Annotated in this window: 20 protein-coding genes; 10 read left to right on the plus strand and 10 right to left on the minus strand. The window is 50.1% G+C overall.

The features are described from left to right. Positions 1–3: 3 nt before the first annotated feature. The 5 genes from EYB58_RS10540 to EYB58_RS10560 all read right to left on the minus strand — a co-directional run bounded on the left by EYB58_RS10540 (position 4) and on the right by EYB58_RS10560 (position 5,714). Positions 4–441, minus strand: coding sequence for an acyl-CoA thioesterase (locus tag EYB58_RS10540; RefSeq protein WP_111957917.1), 438 nt, complete (start codon positions 439–441; stop codon positions 4–6). After that, on the minus strand, positions 435–1,433 hold the full coding sequence (locus EYB58_RS10545; protein WP_111957915.1) for a radical SAM protein: 999 nt from the start codon (positions 1,431–1,433) through the stop codon (positions 435–437). Before EYB58_RS10545 ends, EYB58_RS10540 begins: the two co-directional genes overlap by 7 nt. A gap of 155 nt (positions 1,434–1,588) precedes the next feature. Then, positions 1,589–2,161 carry a methyltransferase family protein gene (locus tag EYB58_RS10550; protein ID WP_242637619.1) on the minus strand — a complete coding sequence of 191 codons (573 nt, stop codon included), beginning with the start codon at positions 2,159–2,161 and terminating at the stop codon, positions 1,589–1,591. Continuing rightward, positions 2,140–3,531 (minus strand): B12-binding domain-containing radical SAM protein, encoded by a 1,392-nt coding sequence (locus tag EYB58_RS10555; RefSeq protein WP_111957913.1) that lies wholly within the window; start codon positions 3,529–3,531, stop codon positions 2,140–2,142. Before EYB58_RS10555 ends, EYB58_RS10550 begins: the two co-directional genes overlap by 22 nt. Then, positions 3,528–5,714 carry a beta-ketoacyl-[acyl-carrier-protein] synthase family protein gene (locus EYB58_RS10560; RefSeq protein ID WP_111957911.1) on the minus strand — a complete coding sequence of 729 codons (2,187 nt, stop codon included), beginning with the start codon at positions 5,712–5,714 and terminating at the stop codon, positions 3,528–3,530. Before EYB58_RS10560 ends, EYB58_RS10555 begins: the two co-directional genes overlap by 4 nt. Before the next feature lie 269 nt (positions 5,715–5,983). Between EYB58_RS10560 and EYB58_RS10565 the strand changes: the two genes are divergently transcribed. The 5 genes from EYB58_RS10565 to EYB58_RS10585 are packed head-to-tail and all read left to right on the plus strand — an operon-like array spanning position 5,984 to position 9,693. Next, positions 5,984–6,412, plus strand: coding sequence for a DarG family dialkylresorcinol biosynthesis protein (locus EYB58_RS10565; protein ID WP_111957909.1), 429 nt, complete (start codon positions 5,984–5,986; stop codon positions 6,410–6,412). A gap of 26 nt (positions 6,413–6,438) precedes the next feature. Further along, positions 6,439–7,452, plus strand: coding sequence for a BtrH-related acyltransferase DarH (darH, locus tag EYB58_RS10570; RefSeq protein WP_111957907.1), 1,014 nt, complete (start codon positions 6,439–6,441; stop codon positions 7,450–7,452). Then, complete coding sequence (locus EYB58_RS10575; RefSeq protein ID WP_111957905.1) at positions 7,442–8,191, plus strand: ABC transporter ATP-binding protein; 750 nt, start codon at positions 7,442–7,444, stop codon at positions 8,189–8,191. The genes darH and EYB58_RS10575 overlap by 11 nt, the downstream gene beginning before the upstream one ends. Before the next feature lie 6 nt (positions 8,192–8,197). Continuing rightward, positions 8,198–9,421, plus strand: a complete 1,224-nt coding sequence (locus EYB58_RS10580; protein ID WP_131072046.1) for an ABC transporter permease — start codon at positions 8,198–8,200, stop codon at positions 9,419–9,421. A gap of 11 nt (positions 9,422–9,432) precedes the next feature. Next, complete coding sequence (locus EYB58_RS10585) at positions 9,433–9,693, plus strand: phosphopantetheine-binding protein (protein ID WP_111957901.1); 261 nt, start codon at positions 9,433–9,435, stop codon at positions 9,691–9,693. Here EYB58_RS10585 and EYB58_RS10590 read toward each other — a convergent pair. Both EYB58_RS10590 and nhaD read right to left on the minus strand, forming a co-directional pair. Continuing rightward, a complete protein-coding gene (locus tag EYB58_RS10590) occupies positions 9,690–10,970 on the minus strand; it encodes an MFS transporter (RefSeq protein WP_111957899.1) in 1,281 nt (426 codons plus the stop codon). The two genes, EYB58_RS10585 and EYB58_RS10590, sit on opposite strands and share 4 nt — an antisense overlap. Before the next feature lie 262 nt (positions 10,971–11,232). Continuing rightward, the gene (nhaD, locus tag EYB58_RS10595) at positions 11,233–12,672 is read right to left on the minus strand and encodes a sodium:proton antiporter NhaD (protein ID WP_111957897.1); all 1,440 of its coding nucleotides are present in this window, start codon (positions 12,670–12,672) and stop codon (positions 11,233–11,235) included. Positions 12,673–12,883: 211 nt separating this feature from the next. On the opposite strand from nhaD, the gene nhaR reads away from it, so the two are divergent. Further along, positions 12,884–13,789 carry a transcriptional activator NhaR gene (gene nhaR, locus EYB58_RS10600; RefSeq protein ID WP_111957895.1) on the plus strand — a complete coding sequence of 302 codons (906 nt, stop codon included), beginning with the start codon at positions 12,884–12,886 and terminating at the stop codon, positions 13,787–13,789. 275 nt (positions 13,790–14,064) lie between these two features. On the opposite strand, the gene EYB58_RS10605 is transcribed toward nhaR, so the two are convergent. Further along, complete coding sequence (locus EYB58_RS10605; protein ID WP_111957893.1) at positions 14,065–14,424, minus strand: HigA family addiction module antitoxin; 360 nt, start codon at positions 14,422–14,424, stop codon at positions 14,065–14,067. Beyond that, positions 14,396–14,593, minus strand: coding sequence for a type II toxin-antitoxin system RelE/ParE family toxin (locus EYB58_RS10610; protein WP_111958000.1), 198 nt, complete (start codon positions 14,591–14,593; stop codon positions 14,396–14,398). The genes EYB58_RS10605 and EYB58_RS10610 overlap by 29 nt, the downstream gene beginning before the upstream one ends. Positions 14,594–14,793: 200 nt before the next feature. Here EYB58_RS10610 and EYB58_RS10615 point away from each other — a divergent pair, with 200 nt between their 5' ends. The 4 genes from EYB58_RS10615 to EYB58_RS10630 all read left to right on the plus strand — a co-directional run bounded on the left by EYB58_RS10615 (position 14,794) and on the right by EYB58_RS10630 (position 17,732). Next, positions 14,794–15,585 carry an alpha/beta fold hydrolase gene (locus EYB58_RS10615; protein WP_111957891.1) on the plus strand — a complete coding sequence of 264 codons (792 nt, stop codon included), beginning with the start codon at positions 14,794–14,796 and terminating at the stop codon, positions 15,583–15,585. A gap of 75 nt (positions 15,586–15,660) precedes the next feature. Then, positions 15,661–16,290: a TIGR00725 family protein gene (locus EYB58_RS10620; protein ID WP_111957889.1), complete on the plus strand. Its 630-nt coding sequence runs from the start codon at positions 15,661–15,663 to the stop codon at positions 16,288–16,290. A 165-nt stretch (positions 16,291–16,455) separates the two neighbouring features. Next, positions 16,456–16,800 (plus strand): DsrE family protein, encoded by a 345-nt coding sequence (locus EYB58_RS10625; protein WP_111957887.1) that lies wholly within the window; start codon positions 16,456–16,458, stop codon positions 16,798–16,800. 104 nt (positions 16,801–16,904) lie between these two features. Beyond that, positions 16,905–17,732 (plus strand): HAD-IIA family hydrolase, encoded by an 828-nt coding sequence (locus tag EYB58_RS10630; RefSeq protein ID WP_111957885.1) that lies wholly within the window; start codon positions 16,905–16,907, stop codon positions 17,730–17,732. Between the two features lie 62 nt (positions 17,733–17,794). Here the strand turns inward: EYB58_RS10630 and EYB58_RS10635 are convergent, their stop codons facing one another. Beyond that, on the minus strand, positions 17,795–18,943 hold the full coding sequence (locus EYB58_RS10635; protein ID WP_111957883.1) for a beta-ketoacyl-ACP synthase III: 1,149 nt from the start codon (positions 18,941–18,943) through the stop codon (positions 17,795–17,797). Between the last annotated feature and the right edge of the window lie 14 nt (positions 18,944–18,957).

Consider the following 18,957-nt stretch of genomic DNA (forward strand, 5'->3'; position numbering starts at 1 on the left):
AGGTCACACCAGAAGCGCTGAGGTTATATCCTCGGGGATTCTAAACAAAAGCGTCATTTCAGGCACACGCACAGCCACCTGTTCGCTTTTCCCCCGGGCACAGATCTGGCCCGTTTCTTTAAGCCGGATTTCAAAATTTATGCCAATTTTGTATTCAGCCTCTGTCACGGTTGCTTTGCAGATAAATTCGTCATGAAATTTTAGGGGCGCAATATGCTTGATGGATGAGCGGCTTACCGGAAAACTGACCTGTTTTGAAAAAGAATATTCATACAGGTCAACGCCCGCTGCTTTAAACAGGTCGAATCTTGTCACATCAAAGTATTTATAATAATTGCCGTGCCACATCACATGCATGGGGTCCATGTCGTGGAACGGGACTTTGTGTTCCGTTTCGAAGTGCTTGTAGACCGGCTTTTTATGTTCGTTTTTTTTTACCATGGAATGAACTGATACAGCTTGGCGAACATTTCATATACGGTTATCCAGTTCTGCAGATCCTGGGTACTGTTCATATGGGCCCGTTTATTGACCATGACCCAACTCATGTGGGCTGCGCCGTCCTTGCAGGTTTTGCAGTCCCGGGTTTCAGAGGTGCAGCAGCGGTGCATGGTTTTAAGGTCCGAGGCCCAGCGGATGAAGTTGGTCAGCCGTTTGGGATTGTTTTTCCGGTCGTCCAGGGGCTGGGTCACCGAGGGACACTCCGCCCACCCGAATGGTCTGCCTAACATGATGCCTGTGGTGATAATCTTGTGATAGTATTTTGAGGAGACCAGCGTGTCAGGATAGCGGTCCAATAATTCGTCCATCTCCTGACACACGGCAGCAAGCTCGTGTTCTGTCCAGCTGAATCCGTCCACGCCTTCGTCATTGGAAAGAAGCTGCATATGCACTTTAAGTCCGACATTGCGGATTTTTTGGATGATGGGCTCAATATTTCCAACCAGTTTGGGGGTAATGGTCAAAAGATAGTACACATGGGGGTCGCCTTCATAGTGGCGGCTGGATATGGCAAAGGTATCCTTTCCCCTTAATGTCTTTTCGTCATCACTGCTGCCCCACAGCGAAATGCCCACCATCATATCCGGAAAACGCTCCCTGGGCACTTTGATCAATCCGTTTGTGGCAACAAAGGTGGGCATGCGTTTATAAAACGCCTCGACCCGATCCAGGCAGAGGGTGGGTTCTCCGCCGATGAGAATGGCAAGGTTGACGCCCCGCTCCTTTTCCCGATCAATAAAGGCTTCCCATTCTGAAATATCCATCTGCTCTTTGGCCGCCTCGTGTTCGCCGGATGAAAAGAAGAAACAGCCCTTGCAGCGCAGGTTACATCGATTGGTTACATCATAGATGGAACTTCTTATGTTGAGCTTGGAAATTGCTTTATATCGTGCATACCACTGTTGATCCAGAAGAGAACTAACTGTTTTCATAGACAGCTTCCTTGCCTTGCCTGTATTGGTTTTTTAAAGGTAAGTTATATAATAAAATGACGCGTCATAGACAAGGCTAAAATAGTGCCGGGCCGAAAACCGTAATTTTTGCCGATGACAAGGCGGGCGCAAATTTTCAGGTTTTCGTTCAGACATTAAAATAGAAACGGGAGGAACATCTTTGATTTGCTGCAATACTCGGTGTAGGCCTCCCCGAAAAATATGTGGTTTTCTTTTTCTTCCACCTTGGCTACTGCAATCAGGAATAATGTTGTTATCACACTGATTGATAGGGTGACGGGGGTGATATGCTTTAAAAACGCGCCCCAGTTCAAAAGCAGCAAAGATGCGTACATGGGATGGCGAATAAACCGGTATAAGCCTGTATCAACCAGATGCGCCGTATTCTCAAAAGTGAAATTTTCTGGCATGTCATCACGGCGGCTGTATCCACCGAAGGCGCGAAGCAGTTTCACCGCGCACAGGACAAAACCGATGGAACAGATCAGCAGTGCCCAGGAAAACATTTGCCGTATTGAAAATGGATCATTAAACCAATAAGGTTGATTCAACGCGAGCAGTGCGGCAATGCCTTCAAAAACAAAAAAGCGGTAAAAGCCATGGCTGCGATAATTTTTCAAGGTATGCCGGGAAATCCACACCAGAATCAGGCTGATTAAAATAAAAAGAATGAAATTCATAAGGGTTATCGAATCAGGAACTCCCATAAAGGCCCTGATAATCCTTTCTTGTACATGGCGTTTAAAATTCGGGACGTGGCATCGCCTCCGGTGCCCACGACCCAGTTGGTTCGGTCCTTTGCCATGGCCTGCACCTTTTCCATGATCAATGCGGTTTCAATGGCGGGACTGTGGTAGAACACCGGATCAAGCAGGGATTGGTGTTCGTTGATTTGTCCGGACCCGATTGCCAGATCATACAAGGGCGTGCCCGGATAGATGCGCATGCCAAGGTAAAAGAAAATCGCTGTTTTTTTTAAGGTCGTCAGTCTTTCCAGGGTCTGGTCCAGGGTTACCGGTGTTTCTCCGGGGCCGCCCATAAGTATGAAGTGGGCAACGTGCACCCCTGCCTGGACGGCGGCCTGATGGGTCTGTACTGCCTGGGCCTGGGAAAATGTCTTGCCGTATGCCTTAAGTACTGAATCGCATAAAGATTCCGTGCCGAATTCTATATGGGCCAGCCCTGCCTGTTTCAACGTTTCAAAATAGCCGTCAGGCAGTGTGACCGGGGCAAAATAGGCGCCCCAGGGAATGGATACGCCTCGTTTTTGAAAGGCCCGGGCCACGGCCAGGCTGTGGTCGATATCTGCGTTAAAGGCCGAGTCCGTGATGAACAGGTACCTGGCGCCGGCTTTTTCCAGGGTTAATGCCGTGTCTGCCACCTCCTGGGGATCAAAACGGCGCATTTTGCGGCCCTCAATCAGGGGATAGGTGCAGTACACACAGGCAAAGGGACACCCCCGTTTGGTCTGCAGATTCAGCATCCCCCCCCGGGTCAGGTAAAAGTTCAGATGGGGGGATTGGGGAGAAAAGGCCCGGGGAAATTGTTGTTTCATTGTGTGGGACTTTCCCGGATTGCCTGTGCCGGATTCGCCCCTGACAAAGAGTCCTGGTATGGTTTGGGCTGCCACCGATGTTCTCGTTGCCCGGTCCGGATAGATTTTTTTTTCTATCATTTTTAAAAGTTCTGCCAGTTGCTCTCCTTCCCCTGCAATGCCGTAATCCGCATCCAAAAGCGCCATGATTTCACTGGGGAATATGGAAAAACCGCTGCCCCCAAGGACAATGGGTGCCAACGAGTGGGCCCTGATTGTGGCGGTAAGATCCTGGTATCGGTGGATAAAGCCTTTGGGGTCGGTTTTGTCGGTATTGTCGATGTTTCTGATGGAGATGCCGATGACATCGGGCGCCTCATCGGCCAGAAGCCGGGGAAGGTCTGCCTTGGTTTTTTCAAGATTAAGGTCGGCAATCAGAACCGTGTGGTCCTTTTCGATGGCGCCGGTCACATAATCCAGGCCAAGGGGATAGACAGGGTAGGGTTCTATAAAGGTATTGGCCGAAATCAGCAGCACTTTCATCCAGGCATCACCTCAACGGCGGTCAGGTGCCGGCCAAGGCCTAAAAGGAGTATCCCCCGGCCTTGAAGGTCTACGCATTGTCCCGGAAAATTCGGGTCAGGCAGTCGGTTGTTTTTTACCGCATCCACGGCAAGCACGGCTGCAACAGCCGGGGCCGTGGCAAATTGCCCGGTAAGACGGCGGTAATCCAGGATGGGTATGGACGACGAAAACGCGTTGGGCAACGCATCAGCCAGTGCCTTTCCCCGGGCGTTAAGCGCCTTGGGAATACCGGCCATGACAGCACCATACCTGTCATTGAAATCCGGCAGTTCCCGGGTAAGGTCTGCCAGGGTCTCTTTGGGTTCAAGGCGGTCGTCATTTTTCATGAAAAGGCGGGGGGTCAGGGTGGGGTTGCCGGGAACCGCCCCCGGAGCCAGCACCAGGGCACCGCCGCCGTCCGCCGCCGTGCCTTCCGGGACCACGGACATGTCAAATCTGAAAGACAGATCAGGATGGTGTTCATCCCCGCCCATGACCATCATGTGGGTATGGTCCTTTTTACCCAGAATCCCGGCGGTCCAAAGGGCCTGCTCAAAGGAGGCATCCCCGCCTGTGGTGGTGATGTTTGCCCCTTTTGCACCAAGCTCCATGGCCACATGGCCCAGGGCGGCGTTGTGAACTGATCCCACAAAATCGATGGGGCTGGAGGATTTTTCATTGCCTGCAAAAAGCCGTGAAAGAAAGTCCCAGGTCTCCGAAAGCGACCCCCATCCGGTGCCGCCGATAATGGATGCCGGGGATATGTCGGGGGGTGTCTCTTTTCCGGCCAGGACCGCCAGGGCCAGCATCAGGCGGGAGAATCGTTTCATCCGCCGCACTTTTTTCAAGGTGAGCAGGTCTGTCAGGGTTTTGTCCGCGATCATGCCTGCCAGGGACTGCCCCTTGTAAAATGCGCCCAGGCTTTCAGCCGTGGTGCCCGCACCTGTCACACAGGCGTAACCCAGAACCGACATGGGACCCATTTGGGGTTTTTGAACCCTCTTTGCCTCCCGGGCGCAGGTCCCGGATGTCTGGTTTTCTGTTTTTGATATCACAATGGCCGCATTATTCCCGCCAAATCCAAATGTGTTTGACAACACCCGGTGAACGGGCTGTTGTATGGGGCGGTGCACGGGAATGAAATTCAGTTCAGGATCCGGCGTACTGAACCCGGTATTGCCGGGAATGATACCTTTGGATACAGCAATGGCAGAAATGATAGCTTCGATGGCCCCGGCAGCGGCCATGGAATGGCCTGTGGCGCCTTTTACCGACGATGCCGCCGGTTTGTCTGGGTTAAAAAGCCGGTTCACGGCCATGGCCTCTGCCCTGTCATTGGCCTGGGTGCCTGTACCGTGGAGGCTGATGTAATCTATCTGTTCGGGGGTGACGCCGGCGTCATCCATGGCTTTTGCCATGGCATCAAACGCGCCGTTCCCCTCGGGGTGCGGAGATGAGGCGTGGTATGCATCACAGGACAGGCCGCCGCCGGACAGTTCAGCCACGGGATTTTCAGGTCTTTGGGAGACAAGCAGCAGCAGGCCTGCTCCTTCGGCAACGCTCATGCCTGAACGTTTTTGGTCAAAGGGACGGGCCCCTGCCGGGTCAACCACTTGCAGGGACTGAAATCCAAAGCAGGTCATCCGGCACAGCGCGTCCGCGCCTCCGGCCAGGACGGTTTCGGCCTGGCCGGAACGGATCATCTCCAAAGCGATTGTCAGGGCCGCATTTCCCGAAGAACAGGCTGTGGACACGGTGATGGCAGGGCCGGTGCAGCCCATCAGGTCGGCAAGATCTTCTGCAACCGTGCCCAGACCGTGGTATCGGAACCGTTTGGGATCGGTTTCTTTGGCTTTGAGCAGGGATTCGCAGGTCAGCATCCCCCCGGTGGTGGCGCCTAAGACGACGGCATCCGGGACCCGGCTGCATTGCGCCATGATCTGTCCGGCAGCGATCCGGGCAAGCGCGTGTGTTCTGGGAAGCGTATTTTTGATTGTCCCGGGGACCATACCCACCTTGGGAAAATTCGGACGGTTGAGTTGAAAAAAATCCACGGAAGCCAGACCGGATTTGCCGCCTTTAAGGGCCTGATAGGTGCTGTCCGTACCTGTTCCCAAAGCGGAGATAATTCCCATTGCAGCAATATAAGCGCCGGATGTCATCGTTTATATTCCCAGATTCCCGCAGGATATTTTGTTAAATTCGGTTTTCAGGCAGAAAAACAACATGCTTTAGCTCCTATTATCAGGATGGTGATTTGCAGACGCGACCCTGTTGGAAAATTTTCTTTCCGAAATATCATTTCAGGCACACCAATGGAAGCATATTGTAAAATTAGGCTTGTTTTTAACGATTAATTCAGTGTAAGTCGTAAGCAAACTTTTAATATACTATTTTTTAACCCATTTTTTAATCTAAGTTTTTATCTGTCATGAGAATCAAAGACGTCCCCCAAGACCCCGGTATTTTAGACGATTATGGCCGAGAAATATGCTATGCCGTGGATCAGAACGGAAATTACAGCCTGGCGCAAAGTATTGGATGGGATCCCAAAAATGTCGCCAACAGACAGGCATGGCAGGCCATTGAAAAGAAAATAGACAAGGCCCGTGAAGATATTCTTGACGGAAAGCTCAGTCCCATTGGGTTTTATATGGTGTGCAACCAGATGGATGTCAGGCTTCTTGCCCAGTATATGGGATTGTACCGCTGGCAGGTTAAACGGCATCTTAAACCGGCTGTATTCAAAAAAATTAAAGTGAATGTACTGGAAAAATACGCCGCATTATTCAATGTATCCGTGGATGAGTTAAAGTCGCTGCCGGACAAGCCGGCCATGGATTGCCCCTCCTCTCCCTAAGATGAAGATAAAAATAAAGATTAAAGATGATAATTGATTTTAAACATACCCAGTCTGCCCATTGTGAATGCGGGGTTACTGCAAACCTGATCAATGATGCCGTAAAAGACAGTGATCAACAGCTTTCAGAAGCCCTGGCCTTTGGCATGGGCCAGGGTATCTTTTTTGGATATCTGCCGTTTATCAAGGTCAATGAACTGCCGTTGACAACCTTTCGGTGCCCGGTGGGCAAAATATTTAAAAGTGTGACCCGCGCTTTGGGCATTGATGTCAAATGGCAGAAATTTTCCAGTGTCCCCACAGCCATGGATGCACTGGATCGGGAGCTTGACAAGGGACATCCTGTGGGTTGCCGGACCGGCGGGTACTGGCTTCCATATTTTCCCCCGGCCTTGAGATTCCATTTTAACATGCACAATATCGTGGTGATCGGCAAAGAGGGGGATAACTATATCATCAGTGACCCGGTTTTCCCTTCTGTTGTGGAGTGCCCGGCAAAGGACCTGGCCCTGGCCCGGTTTGCAAAGGGAGCCCTTGCACCCAAAGGCAGCATGTACCGGATTACGAGGGTCCCTGAAAAAATTGATTTCAAACCCGCTCTATTGACCGGGCTCAAGGGTGCGGCAAAAAGCATGGTGAAAACGCCTGTGCCGTTTCTGGGCACCCGGGGGATTCGTTTTCTGGGAAAGTGCGTTGAGCGGTGGCCCAAAAAATTCGGCAATGAAAAAACCGTGCTCCTTTTGGGTCAACTCATACGGATGCAAGAGGAGATCGGTACCGGCGGCGGGGGGTTTCGATTCATGTATTCGGCGTTTCTCCAGCAGGCCGCCGGGATATTGGATGACCCGCGGCTGATCACCATGGCTGAACAGATGACGGCTTCCGGAGATCTGTGGCGCAGATTTGCCGTCAAGGCTGCAAGGCATTGTAAAGGCCGGGCAACCCAGGACGACTCGGTACAGGCCATGCGTCAGGTCCTCAATACCTGCGCTGATATCGAAACCCGTACCTTTAAGGAACTTTTGTCCATTGCCGGCTGATGATTCCCAATCTGTTCTTGAAGTCAGAGGCCTGGGAAAACGCTATCCGGGCGGCCAAAAAGATGTCCTGACCGACCTGACTTTAAGGGTTGAAAAAGGTGAGATTTTCGGACTATTAGGGCCCAACGGTGCCGGGAAAACCACAACCATCTCAATTTTGTCCACCTTGATAAAACCCTCCCGGGGCAGCGTGCGGATCTGCGGCGTGGACGCCTTGAAACATCCGTTTAAAGTCAGGCCCCTTATCAGTCTGATCCCCCAGGAAATCGCTTTGTTTCCAAAACTCACCGGACGGGAAAACATGCGCTATTTCGGCACGTTATTTGGGCTCCAAAAAATAGAGTTGGATTTAAAACTTCCCGAAACCCTGGCATTGTTTGACCTGAATGAGTTTGCCGATCAGCTCATCACAAAATGTTCCGGGGGCATTCAACGCAGGTTTAATATTGCCTGCGGGATTCTGCACGATCCGGCGTTGATATTCCTGGATGAACCCACTGTGGGAATGGATGTTCATTCGCGCAACGCATTGCTTGACCGGGTTCAGCAGTTAAGCCTTAAGGGCAGCACCCTGATTTATACGACCCATTACATGGAAGAGGCCGAAAAAATCTGTTCCCGGGTTTTGATCATGGATAAGGGCATTTGCCTTGCCCAAGGTGCCACCGATGAGCTGATTAGCGGCAACGGCAAATACCGCAACCTCAATGAGCTGTTTTTGAAAACCACGGGGAAATAATTGTTAATGGGATTTTTGGCTGCCACATTAAAAAAAGAGCTGCTTTTGCTCATCCGGGACCGGGTGGGGTTGGTGCTGTTGTTTGTCATGCCTGCTGTGCTGGTGACCATTGTCTGTCTTGTGCAGGAAAAAGTGCTGAACCCGACCACCCATGTTTTGGTCCTCGATAATGATAAAAATGAGATCGGGAAAATTATTTTTAAAGGTTTAAAGGACTCGGACAATATTATCGCCGTAAGGGGTAAAGATGTCGGCTGTAACACCGAGACCTGCGCAAAAGCCCTGGTGAATAAAGGGCAGTACCAGTTCAGTATTATTATCCCCGAAGGCAGCACAGACTTTGCCTTTGACCAAGCCCGGCTGTTTGCCCTTGGGCAGACCGGTTCCCCCGGCACCAACGGCAGACAGATCACCGTATATTTTGATCCTTCGGTCCAGGGGGGATTCCGGGCTGCGGTGTTAAGTGCCGTCTCAAAGGTGCTTTTATGCCTGGAGTATGAGATCAAACTTCGGCAAGCCGTTTTTCCTACAGACAGGCCGCCGGATGCTTCACCTCCTGCTCAGTGGTTTGATATTAAAGAGGCTTGGGCAACGGAATTCGGATTCATTAAAATGCCGACATCGGTTCAGCAAAATGTGCCGGCCTGGGCGTTGTTCGGCATCTTTTTCATCTGTGTCCCCCTTGCCGGAAGCATGATTCAGGAGCGTGAAAATAAAACCCTGGACCGGTTGAAAACCATGCCCGTCCCGGGATTTATATTTATTTTTGGAAAGATTGCCGCCTACATCTGTGTCTGCCTGATTCAGTTCTTCTTTGTTTTTTTGATCGGTAAATTTCTTTTTCCCCTGCTGGGTCTGCCCGCCTTTGTCGTAGACGGCCCATGGCTTGCCGTGTTCATTATTATTGCCGCATGTGCGGTGGCCGCTGCAAATTACGGCATGATGCTGGGGCAACTTGCAGGCTCCTATGAACAGGCCCTTGTCATTGGTCCCACAACCATTGTGATTGCCGCAGCGCTTGGCGGTATCATCGTACCTGTTTATCTGATGCCGGGCCCCATGCAGTTAATCAGCAACTTATCTCCCCTGGCATGGGCCCTGGACGCATTCTACGATATTCTTCTGCGGGGCAAACAGATCAAAGATGTGCTGCCCGAAGCAGGTTATCTGATCTTGTTTGGAATTGCGGCCTCAGGGGTTTCCCATCTCTCTTTTAAATACAAAAAATAAGGTAACATATAATGCTGGAAAAAGAGCTGTTAACAACCATTGTCGAACTATGCAATGTCCAGGAAGATATTCCGGATGACTTTCCACTGGACGCCCCTATAGTGGGACCAGACTCCCTGCTTGGGCTGGATTCCCTGGATGCCGTTGAAATTGTTGTCATGGTTCAGGATGTCTATGGTATCCGGATCGACACCCAGGACCAGGCACGTGACATTTTAGCAACGCTTAAATCCCTTGCCGATTATATACGGGAAAAGGGGGGGCGGTCTTAAAGTTCTTTGGGGCTGACGGGAGGTTTTGCGACCAAGCACAAAAAGCCGGCCATGAGCAGGAGAACACTGAAGACTGAAAAGGGAATCCAGTAGTTATGGAAAAGGTCAAAACAGATCGCCGCTGAGACAGGCCCGGCTGCGTTTGCAGCCATCCGGAAAGGACCGGCAATCCCCAGCACGGTTCCGGATGATCTTCTGCCGTAAAATTCTGTCCAAAGCAGAAATATTAACGGCAGAACACCGCCCCGGATGGTTCCGTACACAACGGCAAAGATAAACATCCACACAGGTTCCTTGACGGCCCAAAAAACCGAATAGAAGAGGATGCCGATGGTGATCAGAACCCCTCCCATGAGTTTTTTAACAGAGATCCGTTCTGCCAGAAAACCGAATAACACCCCGCCAAATGCGGCGCAAACCGATAAAACCGTGATGACCAAAACGGCCATGGTTGGCGGCAGTCCCTGGTCCGTCATAAACGGAAACAGGTGAAAATTAGACCCGGCCCCGACCAGATAAATCACACACATGACACATACCAGTTGCCGGAATGCAGTGGTACGAACAGCGGTTTTCCGGGTCCACACGGGTTCATCTTCTATGTTAAAGCGGGAAGCCTGGCTTTTTTCATCCGGGCTTTCTACCCCAGTTGCTAAACTTTCTTCCGGCGCTCTGCCATCGGGCAGCAATCCAACGTCTTCGGGTCTTCGTTTTAAAAAAATCAGACTTGGCAGGGCCGAACATGTAAATACAATAATTCCCAATACGGCCCAGGCCGTCCGCCACCCATAGGAAATAATGATATGCTGTACCAGCAACGGGAGAAAAGCGATGCCAATGCGGCTTCCCAGCTGGGAAATACCCATGGCCCTTCCCCGTTTTTCAATAAACCAGTTGGAGACACTCACCGTGACCACCAGCGCCAGCAGACCGGACGCAATCATCCGCCCGGTTCCGAAAAACAGGTACAGTTGCCAAACTGAAGATAGCTGTGACAGTGCAATCAGACCTGCGCTTAAGATGGTAATGCCCCAGAACGCCGCTTTTCGTGGGCCATGGTGATCCAGGTACGGACCAACCAGAGGGGAGAGGATTCCGCCGGCCAGGGAACCCACAGCAATGGAACCGGTGATGATGGAACGATTCCATCCGAACTCATCGGCCATGGGTTTGAGGAAGATAGATAGGACATTCTGGAATACACCGGCCTGTGTAAGGCCGATCAAAAACGCCACGGCAACAATAGTCCAGCCGTAAAAAATCTTTTTGTGCTGCATGAAACCGTGCTCCTGCAATTTTTTCAAGCAGGATATAACAGAGAATAAAAAGATTAGCAAGCGCCTGTAATGTCATGAACTCATTGTACTCGACAGGCCGTTACTGAATGCTAATTTTCCCAATTTCTTCGTTGGAAAAAATTATCAATTTCGTAACAACCTGTCGACAAAATTTCCAGGTTTTCGTTCAGACACTATTTATGAAAATAGGCATTAAGGGCCATAGGTCGATTTGAATGCCCATGGTCGCTGTTTTTTTTGTTTACATCATCGCCTTGTTGAGCCACAAATGGCAAACTATACTTAAGGCATAGCCCACAGCGATTACCGGGGTCCATTTCAGGTGTCCCCCGAAGGTGTAAGTGCCCCGTGCCGCTCCCATTAGCGCCACGCCGGCCGCAGAGCCGATGGCTAACATACTGCCGCCGGTGCCGGCTGTCAGGGTGACCAGAAGCCAGTGGCCGTGGGACATGGACGGATCCATGGTGAGAACTGCGAACATCACCGGAATATTATCCAAAACGGCCGACAGGACACCCACAAGGCTGTTGGCCCAGGTGGCTCCGAGATCCAGGTACATAAATTTAGAGACTAATGCAAGGTATCCAAACTGGGCCAGTCCGCCCACACAAAGGATAATGCCATAGAAAAACAACAAGGTGTCCCATTCGGCCCTGGATATTTTTTTCATGACATCAAAGGGTATAACGTCAGATGACGGGGTGCAGTTGGTATCACGGACCCCGAGAATGGGGTCGTATTTATGACTTTGGTTCTCATGGCGCTTGATATGATAGGAAAACACCCCGAGATATCCAAGCCCCAGCATCATGCCGGCCGCCGGGGGCAAATGCAGCATATTGTGGAAACAGATTGCCGTCACAATGGTCGCCAGAAATAGTCCCATAATGACCCAGGCCCCGTACTTCATGGTGACGGATTCGCCTATGCTCTCGGGAACATCTTTGTCCACAAACAGGCTCATGACCACGGCCGGCACCAGCCAGTTTACAAGTGAGGGGATGAAGATGGCAAAAAATTCGGAAAAAGCTATTTTACCTTTCTGCCAGACCATCAGGGTGGTAATATCTCCAAATGGCGAAAACGCACCGCCGGCATTGGCCGCCACCACGATATTGATGCAGGCAAGGCTGATGAATCCTTTGTTTTTCCCGCCCACAGCCATGGCCACCGCTCCCATCAACAATGCCGTTGTCAGATTGTCTGCTATCGGGGAGATGATAAAGGCAAGAATCCCTGTAATCCAGAAAATTTTCCTCAAAGAAAAGCCACGGGAAACCAGAATCGCCCGCAGACGCTGGAAAACATTGCGCTCTTCCATGGCGTTAATGTACGTCATGGCCGCCAGCAGGAATAAAAACAGTTCCGCATATTCAATAAGGCTGTGCTTTATAGCATCATGGGCGGTGTGGGTATCTCCAATACTGGTATAGGCCAGCGACACCAAAACCCATATTGCGCCGGCAGCCAGCAGCACGGGCTTACTTTTTCTTAAATGGATATTATTTTCCAGGGGAACCAGGGCATAGGCCACGATAAAAAAGATTACCGCAATATATCCGTATGCGGTGCCTGTCAGTCCGGAGGCCGCAGCATGGGAGGCCTCGGCCTGGGCAAAAACCATGATCGGCAGCACCAGTAATCCGGCCGTAATCAGCATCAATTTCATTGCATATTTCATAGACGTTACTTCCTTTATTTTATTGGGTTGAGCGGTTGTTGACAAACCGAATTATCTTCACGTCAAAACCGTAGACCCTCTTGCCGGCTTCATGATAGTGTGTCCATAGATTTAAGGTTCAGCAGTAAAAAAAAAATAAATAATAAAGAACACAGTTGATTCGGTCAAATAGATAATATAGTGATTATTATTCGAAAAAAGCGAACAGAGTATGGAATGGCTTAATTATCATCATCTTTACTATTTCTGGATAGTTATGAGAGAAGGCAGCATTACCGCAGCCAGTATCCGGCTCAGACTGGCGCAGTCAACCATCAGTGCCCAGCTGACCAAGCTGGAGGAATCTTTGGGTGGGAAATTGTTCAACCGGCAGGGGCGAAAGCTGGAAGCCACCGATCTGGGGCAGCTGGTATTTCAATATGCCGATAAAATATTTCCCCTGGGGCGCGAATTGATGGATCAGATTCACAACCGACCGGTGGTCGGCCCGCTTTCACTGAACGTGGGGATCGTGGATGTGGTGCCCAAGCTCATGGCCCGAAAGCTGATAGAACCAGCCCTGTGTATGGAAAAAACCGTTCGTCTGGCTTGCCACGAAGGCAAGGAGAAAGATCTGCTGGCGGATCTTGCCCTGCACAATCTTGATCTGGTGATTTCCGACGGATTGCCGCAACGTGGTCCCAGCGTGAAAACCTACAATCATTTTTTAGGTGAATGTGGCGTCACTTTTTTTGCCGAAAAAAAACTGGCGCAAAGCCTGTCTGAAAAATTCCCGAATTGTCTGGATAACGCTCCTATGGTAATGCCCATGACCATGTCATGGCTCCGAGGGGCTCTCGATCAATGGTTTGACGCTTTATCCATTCGGCCGGTGGTGGTGGCGGAATTTGAGGACAATGCGCTGCTGACAGTCTTCGGGCAGGCCGGAGACGGTGTGTTCATGGGGCCTACTATTATTGAATCAGAGGTCAAAGCCCAGTGCCAGGTGGATATCATCGGCCGGTGCGACAATATCAAGGAACGGTTTTATGCGATTTCTGTTGAGCGAATACTTAAGCATCCGGCGGTTGTGGCCATCACCGACACCGCGCGCCATTCAGTGTTTTCCAGCGAGTAATGCGCACGGTCGCTGCCTCCTCCGTTTTTTACTAATTCGGGGGACATCTATGATAAGTTTTGTCAAGGGGAAAATGTAGACTTCCCTTCACTGTTTGAAGACTATCTCCAAAAGCGTTTAATGGATCATTGTTTTATCTTCCGATCTTTTTAATCTATTTCATTTAAGTGCCAAAAAGATAAAGATCTTTTGACCAGACATCTATAAAGTGGACCCTAATGTCAAGACAGTTTTCTATTCAATTTAAGCGTCATCGAAATTCTGGAACAGTTATGTTAAGCACAATTTTCTTTCTTAATTGAGAGTGGTTTCAGTTCTTTGATATCAATTGATTTTGGACTATTCATTGCGTGCCATAAATCCCAATTTTGTTGCAAACCAAGCCAGAAGTCTGCGGGCATCCCTAAAACTTGAGACAATCTAAGCGCAGTGTCCGGGGGGACTGATCGACGACCTTTAATAATTTCGTTGAGACGAGGATATGATACGCCCAATTTTTGAGCAAGTTCCGTTTGGGTGATATGAAGCGGTTTGACAAATTCTTCCAAAAGCATTTCTCCCGGATGCGTTGGGGGACGATTTTTGGGGAGTCTCCTCGAAACATTATCAGTGATAATCTGTAATTTCAATCTCATATGCCTGACCCTCCTCCCAAATAAAACAAACACGGTATTGTTGGTTTATTCGGATACTGTATTGATTTTTCCTGTCGCCTTTTAATTGCTCAAGCCGATTTCCCGGAGGAATCTTGAGTTCATAAATTTCTTGTACAGGGTCAAAATGATAAGCGCGTACTTTATTTATAAATGCATAACACCCTTAATCAAAGTTCATTTTCTTAATCATCATTTGGGAAAGTTGACGTTTTATGCAGCCATTTGGTTATTAAGCCTGATAACAATGAAAACGGTCTTTTTTAAGGGCTTGTTGTGCGGAGGGGGAGCTGGTAGGATATTTTTCAGGTGAGTGAAACTGGTTGGTCTTAATTTTATTCGGGAGGTTATATGCAAACGGAGCTTAACGGTATTCAATTGGCTTATGATGAAGTAGGAGAGGGGCCCGCAGTATTGTTGATTCACGGATTTCCCCTTTGCCGTCAAATGTGGCGGCCCCAGATGCAGGCTTTGGCTGCCGCCGGTTTCCGGGCTGTGGTTCCTGATCTGAGGGGATTCGGGGAGAGTGAACCGGGCACTGAGGTCGGGTCGACGGATCTGTTGGCCGATGATTTGATCGTGCTGCTGGATCATCTCGGTATCGAGAAAGCCGTGGTCGGCGGCATGTCCATGGGTGGGTATGTGATGCTCAACTTGCTGGCCCGTTATCCGGAACGGTTTTCCGCTGCCTGTTTCATCGTCACCCGCGCTGATGCCGACGACGAAACCGCCCGGGGCAAGCGCAACCATCTGATCGCCGAGGTTAAAGCCGGTCGGCCGGATGTGGTGGCAACTGCTTTTACCCCGCTTCTTTTTGCTGACCAGACTGTTGCTGAGCGTCCTGAGTTGGTGGATGAGGTGCGCGGCTGGATGGCGGCTGCTTCTCCCTCCGGTTTGGTTGTGGGGCTGGAGGCGATTCGGGATCGGAGCGATTCATCGGCGTTGCTGCCCCAGTTGAAGATCCCCGCATTGATCATGGGCGCCCATGAAGACAAGGCAATTCCGCCGGAAAAATCAACGGGCATGGCCGAGCAAATTCCCGGCGCCCAACTTTGCATGGTGGCCGCTGCCGGTCATATGGTAAACATTGAGCAACCGGACGCATTTAATTCCGCGTTACTTGATTTTTTACGTGACAATTAATGTCAGGACAAAGGGGATCTTGGACCTTTGTGGTACTCGGGACCTGCGACATGTACCGTTACAGGAGGTGTTCTCATGTCACTGGCTTTTGACTTAGAAAGCAACCTTATTGATCTGCGCTCGGCGCGGATTTTTTCCCCGGCGAATCGGGTCTGGGACGAACTTGACACCATTCCGGGGGAACTTGTCCCGGTATCGGAAACGGATGCGGTCACCCGGCTGCAGCAGCAAAGCGGCCGTTGCCGGGTCCCGGTGGGAATTTTGGGCGGCCGAAAGGCGTCGGAAGAACAGCTTGCAGATGCGTTGGCATTGGGAACGCTCATTGCCCAGATGGGGCTGACCCTGATCTGCGGCGGACGCCAGGGGGTTATGGAGGCTACCTGCAAGGGGGCGGCCGAGGCCGGCGGAATCTGTGTGGGACTGCTGCCCGATGAAAATCCCGGTGCCGCCAACCCCTATGTCACCATCCCGCTGGCCACCGGTATCGGCGTGGCCAGAAACGCAATCCTGACCCGGGCCGCCCTTTGCCTTGTGGCCATAGGCGGGAGCTACGGCACCCTTTCGGAGATTGCCTTTGGCCTGCAGTTTGAAAAAAAGGTGCTCGGCCTATCAGGGGCGCCGAATATTCCGGGTATGCTCCCCTGCCGCAGCCCGAAAGAGGCTGCCGCCCGGATTGCCCGGGTGGTCCTGAATCTGCCCCAATAGCGTTCCTTCAGCTCCCCGTCCGGCCTTGGGTTGTCCCTGAAACCGTATACCCCTGGCTGGACGGGTGGATTCTGATCCACGGCCAAGGGGAACTAAATTAGGGACGGGCGAGTCCTGGCAGAGCCGAAACGCTATCCCCAAAAAAGATAAATCGGATATACAATTATGAATGAAATTACTGAATTAAACATATTGTGGACGAATGATAATATAATGACCTCAGAAAAAATGGTGTTTATGTATGCAATTAATGCCAAAAAAAATAACTGGTGGGATAAAGTAACAATCATCATTTGGGGTGCGCCGGCAAAACTTGTAAGTGAAAATAAAGACATTCAAGCGCTGATAAATGAGGCACAATCGCAAGGGGTAATTATCACAGCATGCAAAGCATGTTCAGATCAGCTTGGGGTCACAGATATTCTTGAAGAATTAAATATCGAGGTTAAATACTGGGGAAAACCTTTAACCGAAATTTTGAAGTCAAAAGAAAAATTAATAACTGTATAACAGTCATGGGCTGGCTTGGTTTATCAATACCGAGGCTCAACCCACAACAAAGTATGAAATTAATTCAGTAACTTATTAGAACTTTCATATAAAAAAATGGAATTATGATGCGCACAGATAACAGAACATACCAAAAAACGTTTATTCTTGACATGGATGGTGTCATCTACACAAAATCAAAACTGATTCCTGGTGCTGCGGATTTTGTGTGTCGCCTCAAACAGAAAAATTTCAAGTTTTTATTTTTGACCAATAATTCTTATTATACAGCCAAACAGCTCAAGGGTCGTCTCTCTGAAATGGGCATCAATGTAACAGAGGATTATTTTTATACTTCGGCCATGGCTACGGCAAGTTTTTTAAAAACCCAGAAGCCAATGGGTTGTTCCGCTTATGTTATCGGCGGGCAGGGAATTATTGAAGAGTTTGAAAAACATAACATAACGGTTACGTCCGAAAATCCGGATTATGTGGTGCTTGCGGAAACCGAGGCATATGATTATAAAAAAATAATTGAAGCCACACATTTAATCCGGGAAGGGGCAAAATTTATTGCAACGAATCCGGATTTGACCGGCCCTACGCTTCGGGGGCCGGTGCCTGCCTGCGGTGCCTTGGTTGCTCCAATCGAGAAAGTGACCGGAATCGCCCCTTACTTTCTTGGGAAGCCCAATCCCACAATGATGTACTGGGCCCGGAAAAAAATGGGCGTTCATTCAGCCAATTGCTTTATGATCGGTGATAGAATGGATACCGATATTATTGGGGGCCTGGAATCGGGAATGACAACCTGTCTCGTTTTGACAGGCGTGACCACCCGAAAGAATATGACCCGTTTCCCTTATCAGCCGGATTATATTTTTAGCAATTTGGGTGAAATTGATCCTGATACGATATTGTCTAGACGGGACCGGGTGGAAAAGGATCTATGACGGCCTGTGATGCTGTCGGGATACACCCTTTTTTTATCCGTTTTCCGTTGCCTGTCGTCTCTCTACACCACAGTCAGCAGCATAAAACAATGTGAAAACCGTCCGCTTTCAGGAATAAAGCAGAGCAGTTTTTCCCCTTTTTTCAGTCTTCCTGATTTGAATAGCTCTTCCATGATGATGTAAATGGATGCTGAACCCACATTTCCCGTATAGGGCAGGTTGGTAAACCATTTATCATAGGGGACCTCAAATCCGGTCTCCTTCATGACCTGATAAAATTTATCCCTGAAATAGTGTGATGAGTAATGGGGCAGGTACCAGTCCACCTCTGCAGGCGCTAAATGTCGTTTTTCGGCAATACTTCCAAGGGCTTGTCCCATGGTTTTCACTATATGGCGGCTCAGCAACCCGGTGTCCTGTTTAACGGCAAGCAGATTGTCATTCACGGCCTCTTTGCAGGAATTTGCCTCCCGCCATCCGGAAATGGAGCCGTCTTTATTCTGCTTGCCCCCGGCATACATGCAGGTGGCAAGTTCTCCGGCATAGGAGATCATGTCAATCCACTCAATTTTTAATGAAATTCCCTGGGTATTCGGCGTATCAGCAATAAAAGCCGCCCCGGCACCGTCGGAAAGCATCCAGCGAAGAAAGTCGGCATTGAATGCAAGGAGGGGGGCACTGGCGATATCGGCATCAGGATCCACGCCCAGGTTGAAAAAATTGGCCCGCATGAAAGACGAGGACAACTCCGACCCTGTGCAGACGCCATTTGTTGAGGCACCGCTTGCAACGGACATCTGGACATATTTTAATGCGGTCATCCCACTCAGACAGATACCGGATGTGGAGACGACTTCACAGGGTGCCGCCGCAAGTTCTCCGGCCACCATCATGCCATGCCCGGGCATGATCACGTCCGGACTTGTGGTGCCGCAGCTTAAAACCTGGATGTCATCAGGTGTGAAGCCGGGGTAGGGGTTTAGCTGTTGCACTGCCCGGGCCGTGAGTTGGGCATTATTATGGGTAAATTTACCGGTTGATGGGTCAATGGCATAATACCGTTGCTCAATTTTGTTATTGGCCAGCATTTTTTTCTTGGTCAGGGAGGGGATCTCGTTGATCCGGCCAAGGACATCTTCAATCTGGCTGTTTAATACTGGCTGATTGGGCAGAAAAACGGATAGGTCATTAATATACACCGGTTGGGTCATCTGTTTGTTCCTGT

It is taken from the genome of Desulfobacter hydrogenophilus, assembly GCF_004319545.1.
Taxonomy (GTDB): domain Bacteria; phylum Desulfobacterota; class Desulfobacteria; order Desulfobacterales; family Desulfobacteraceae; genus Desulfobacter; species Desulfobacter hydrogenophilus.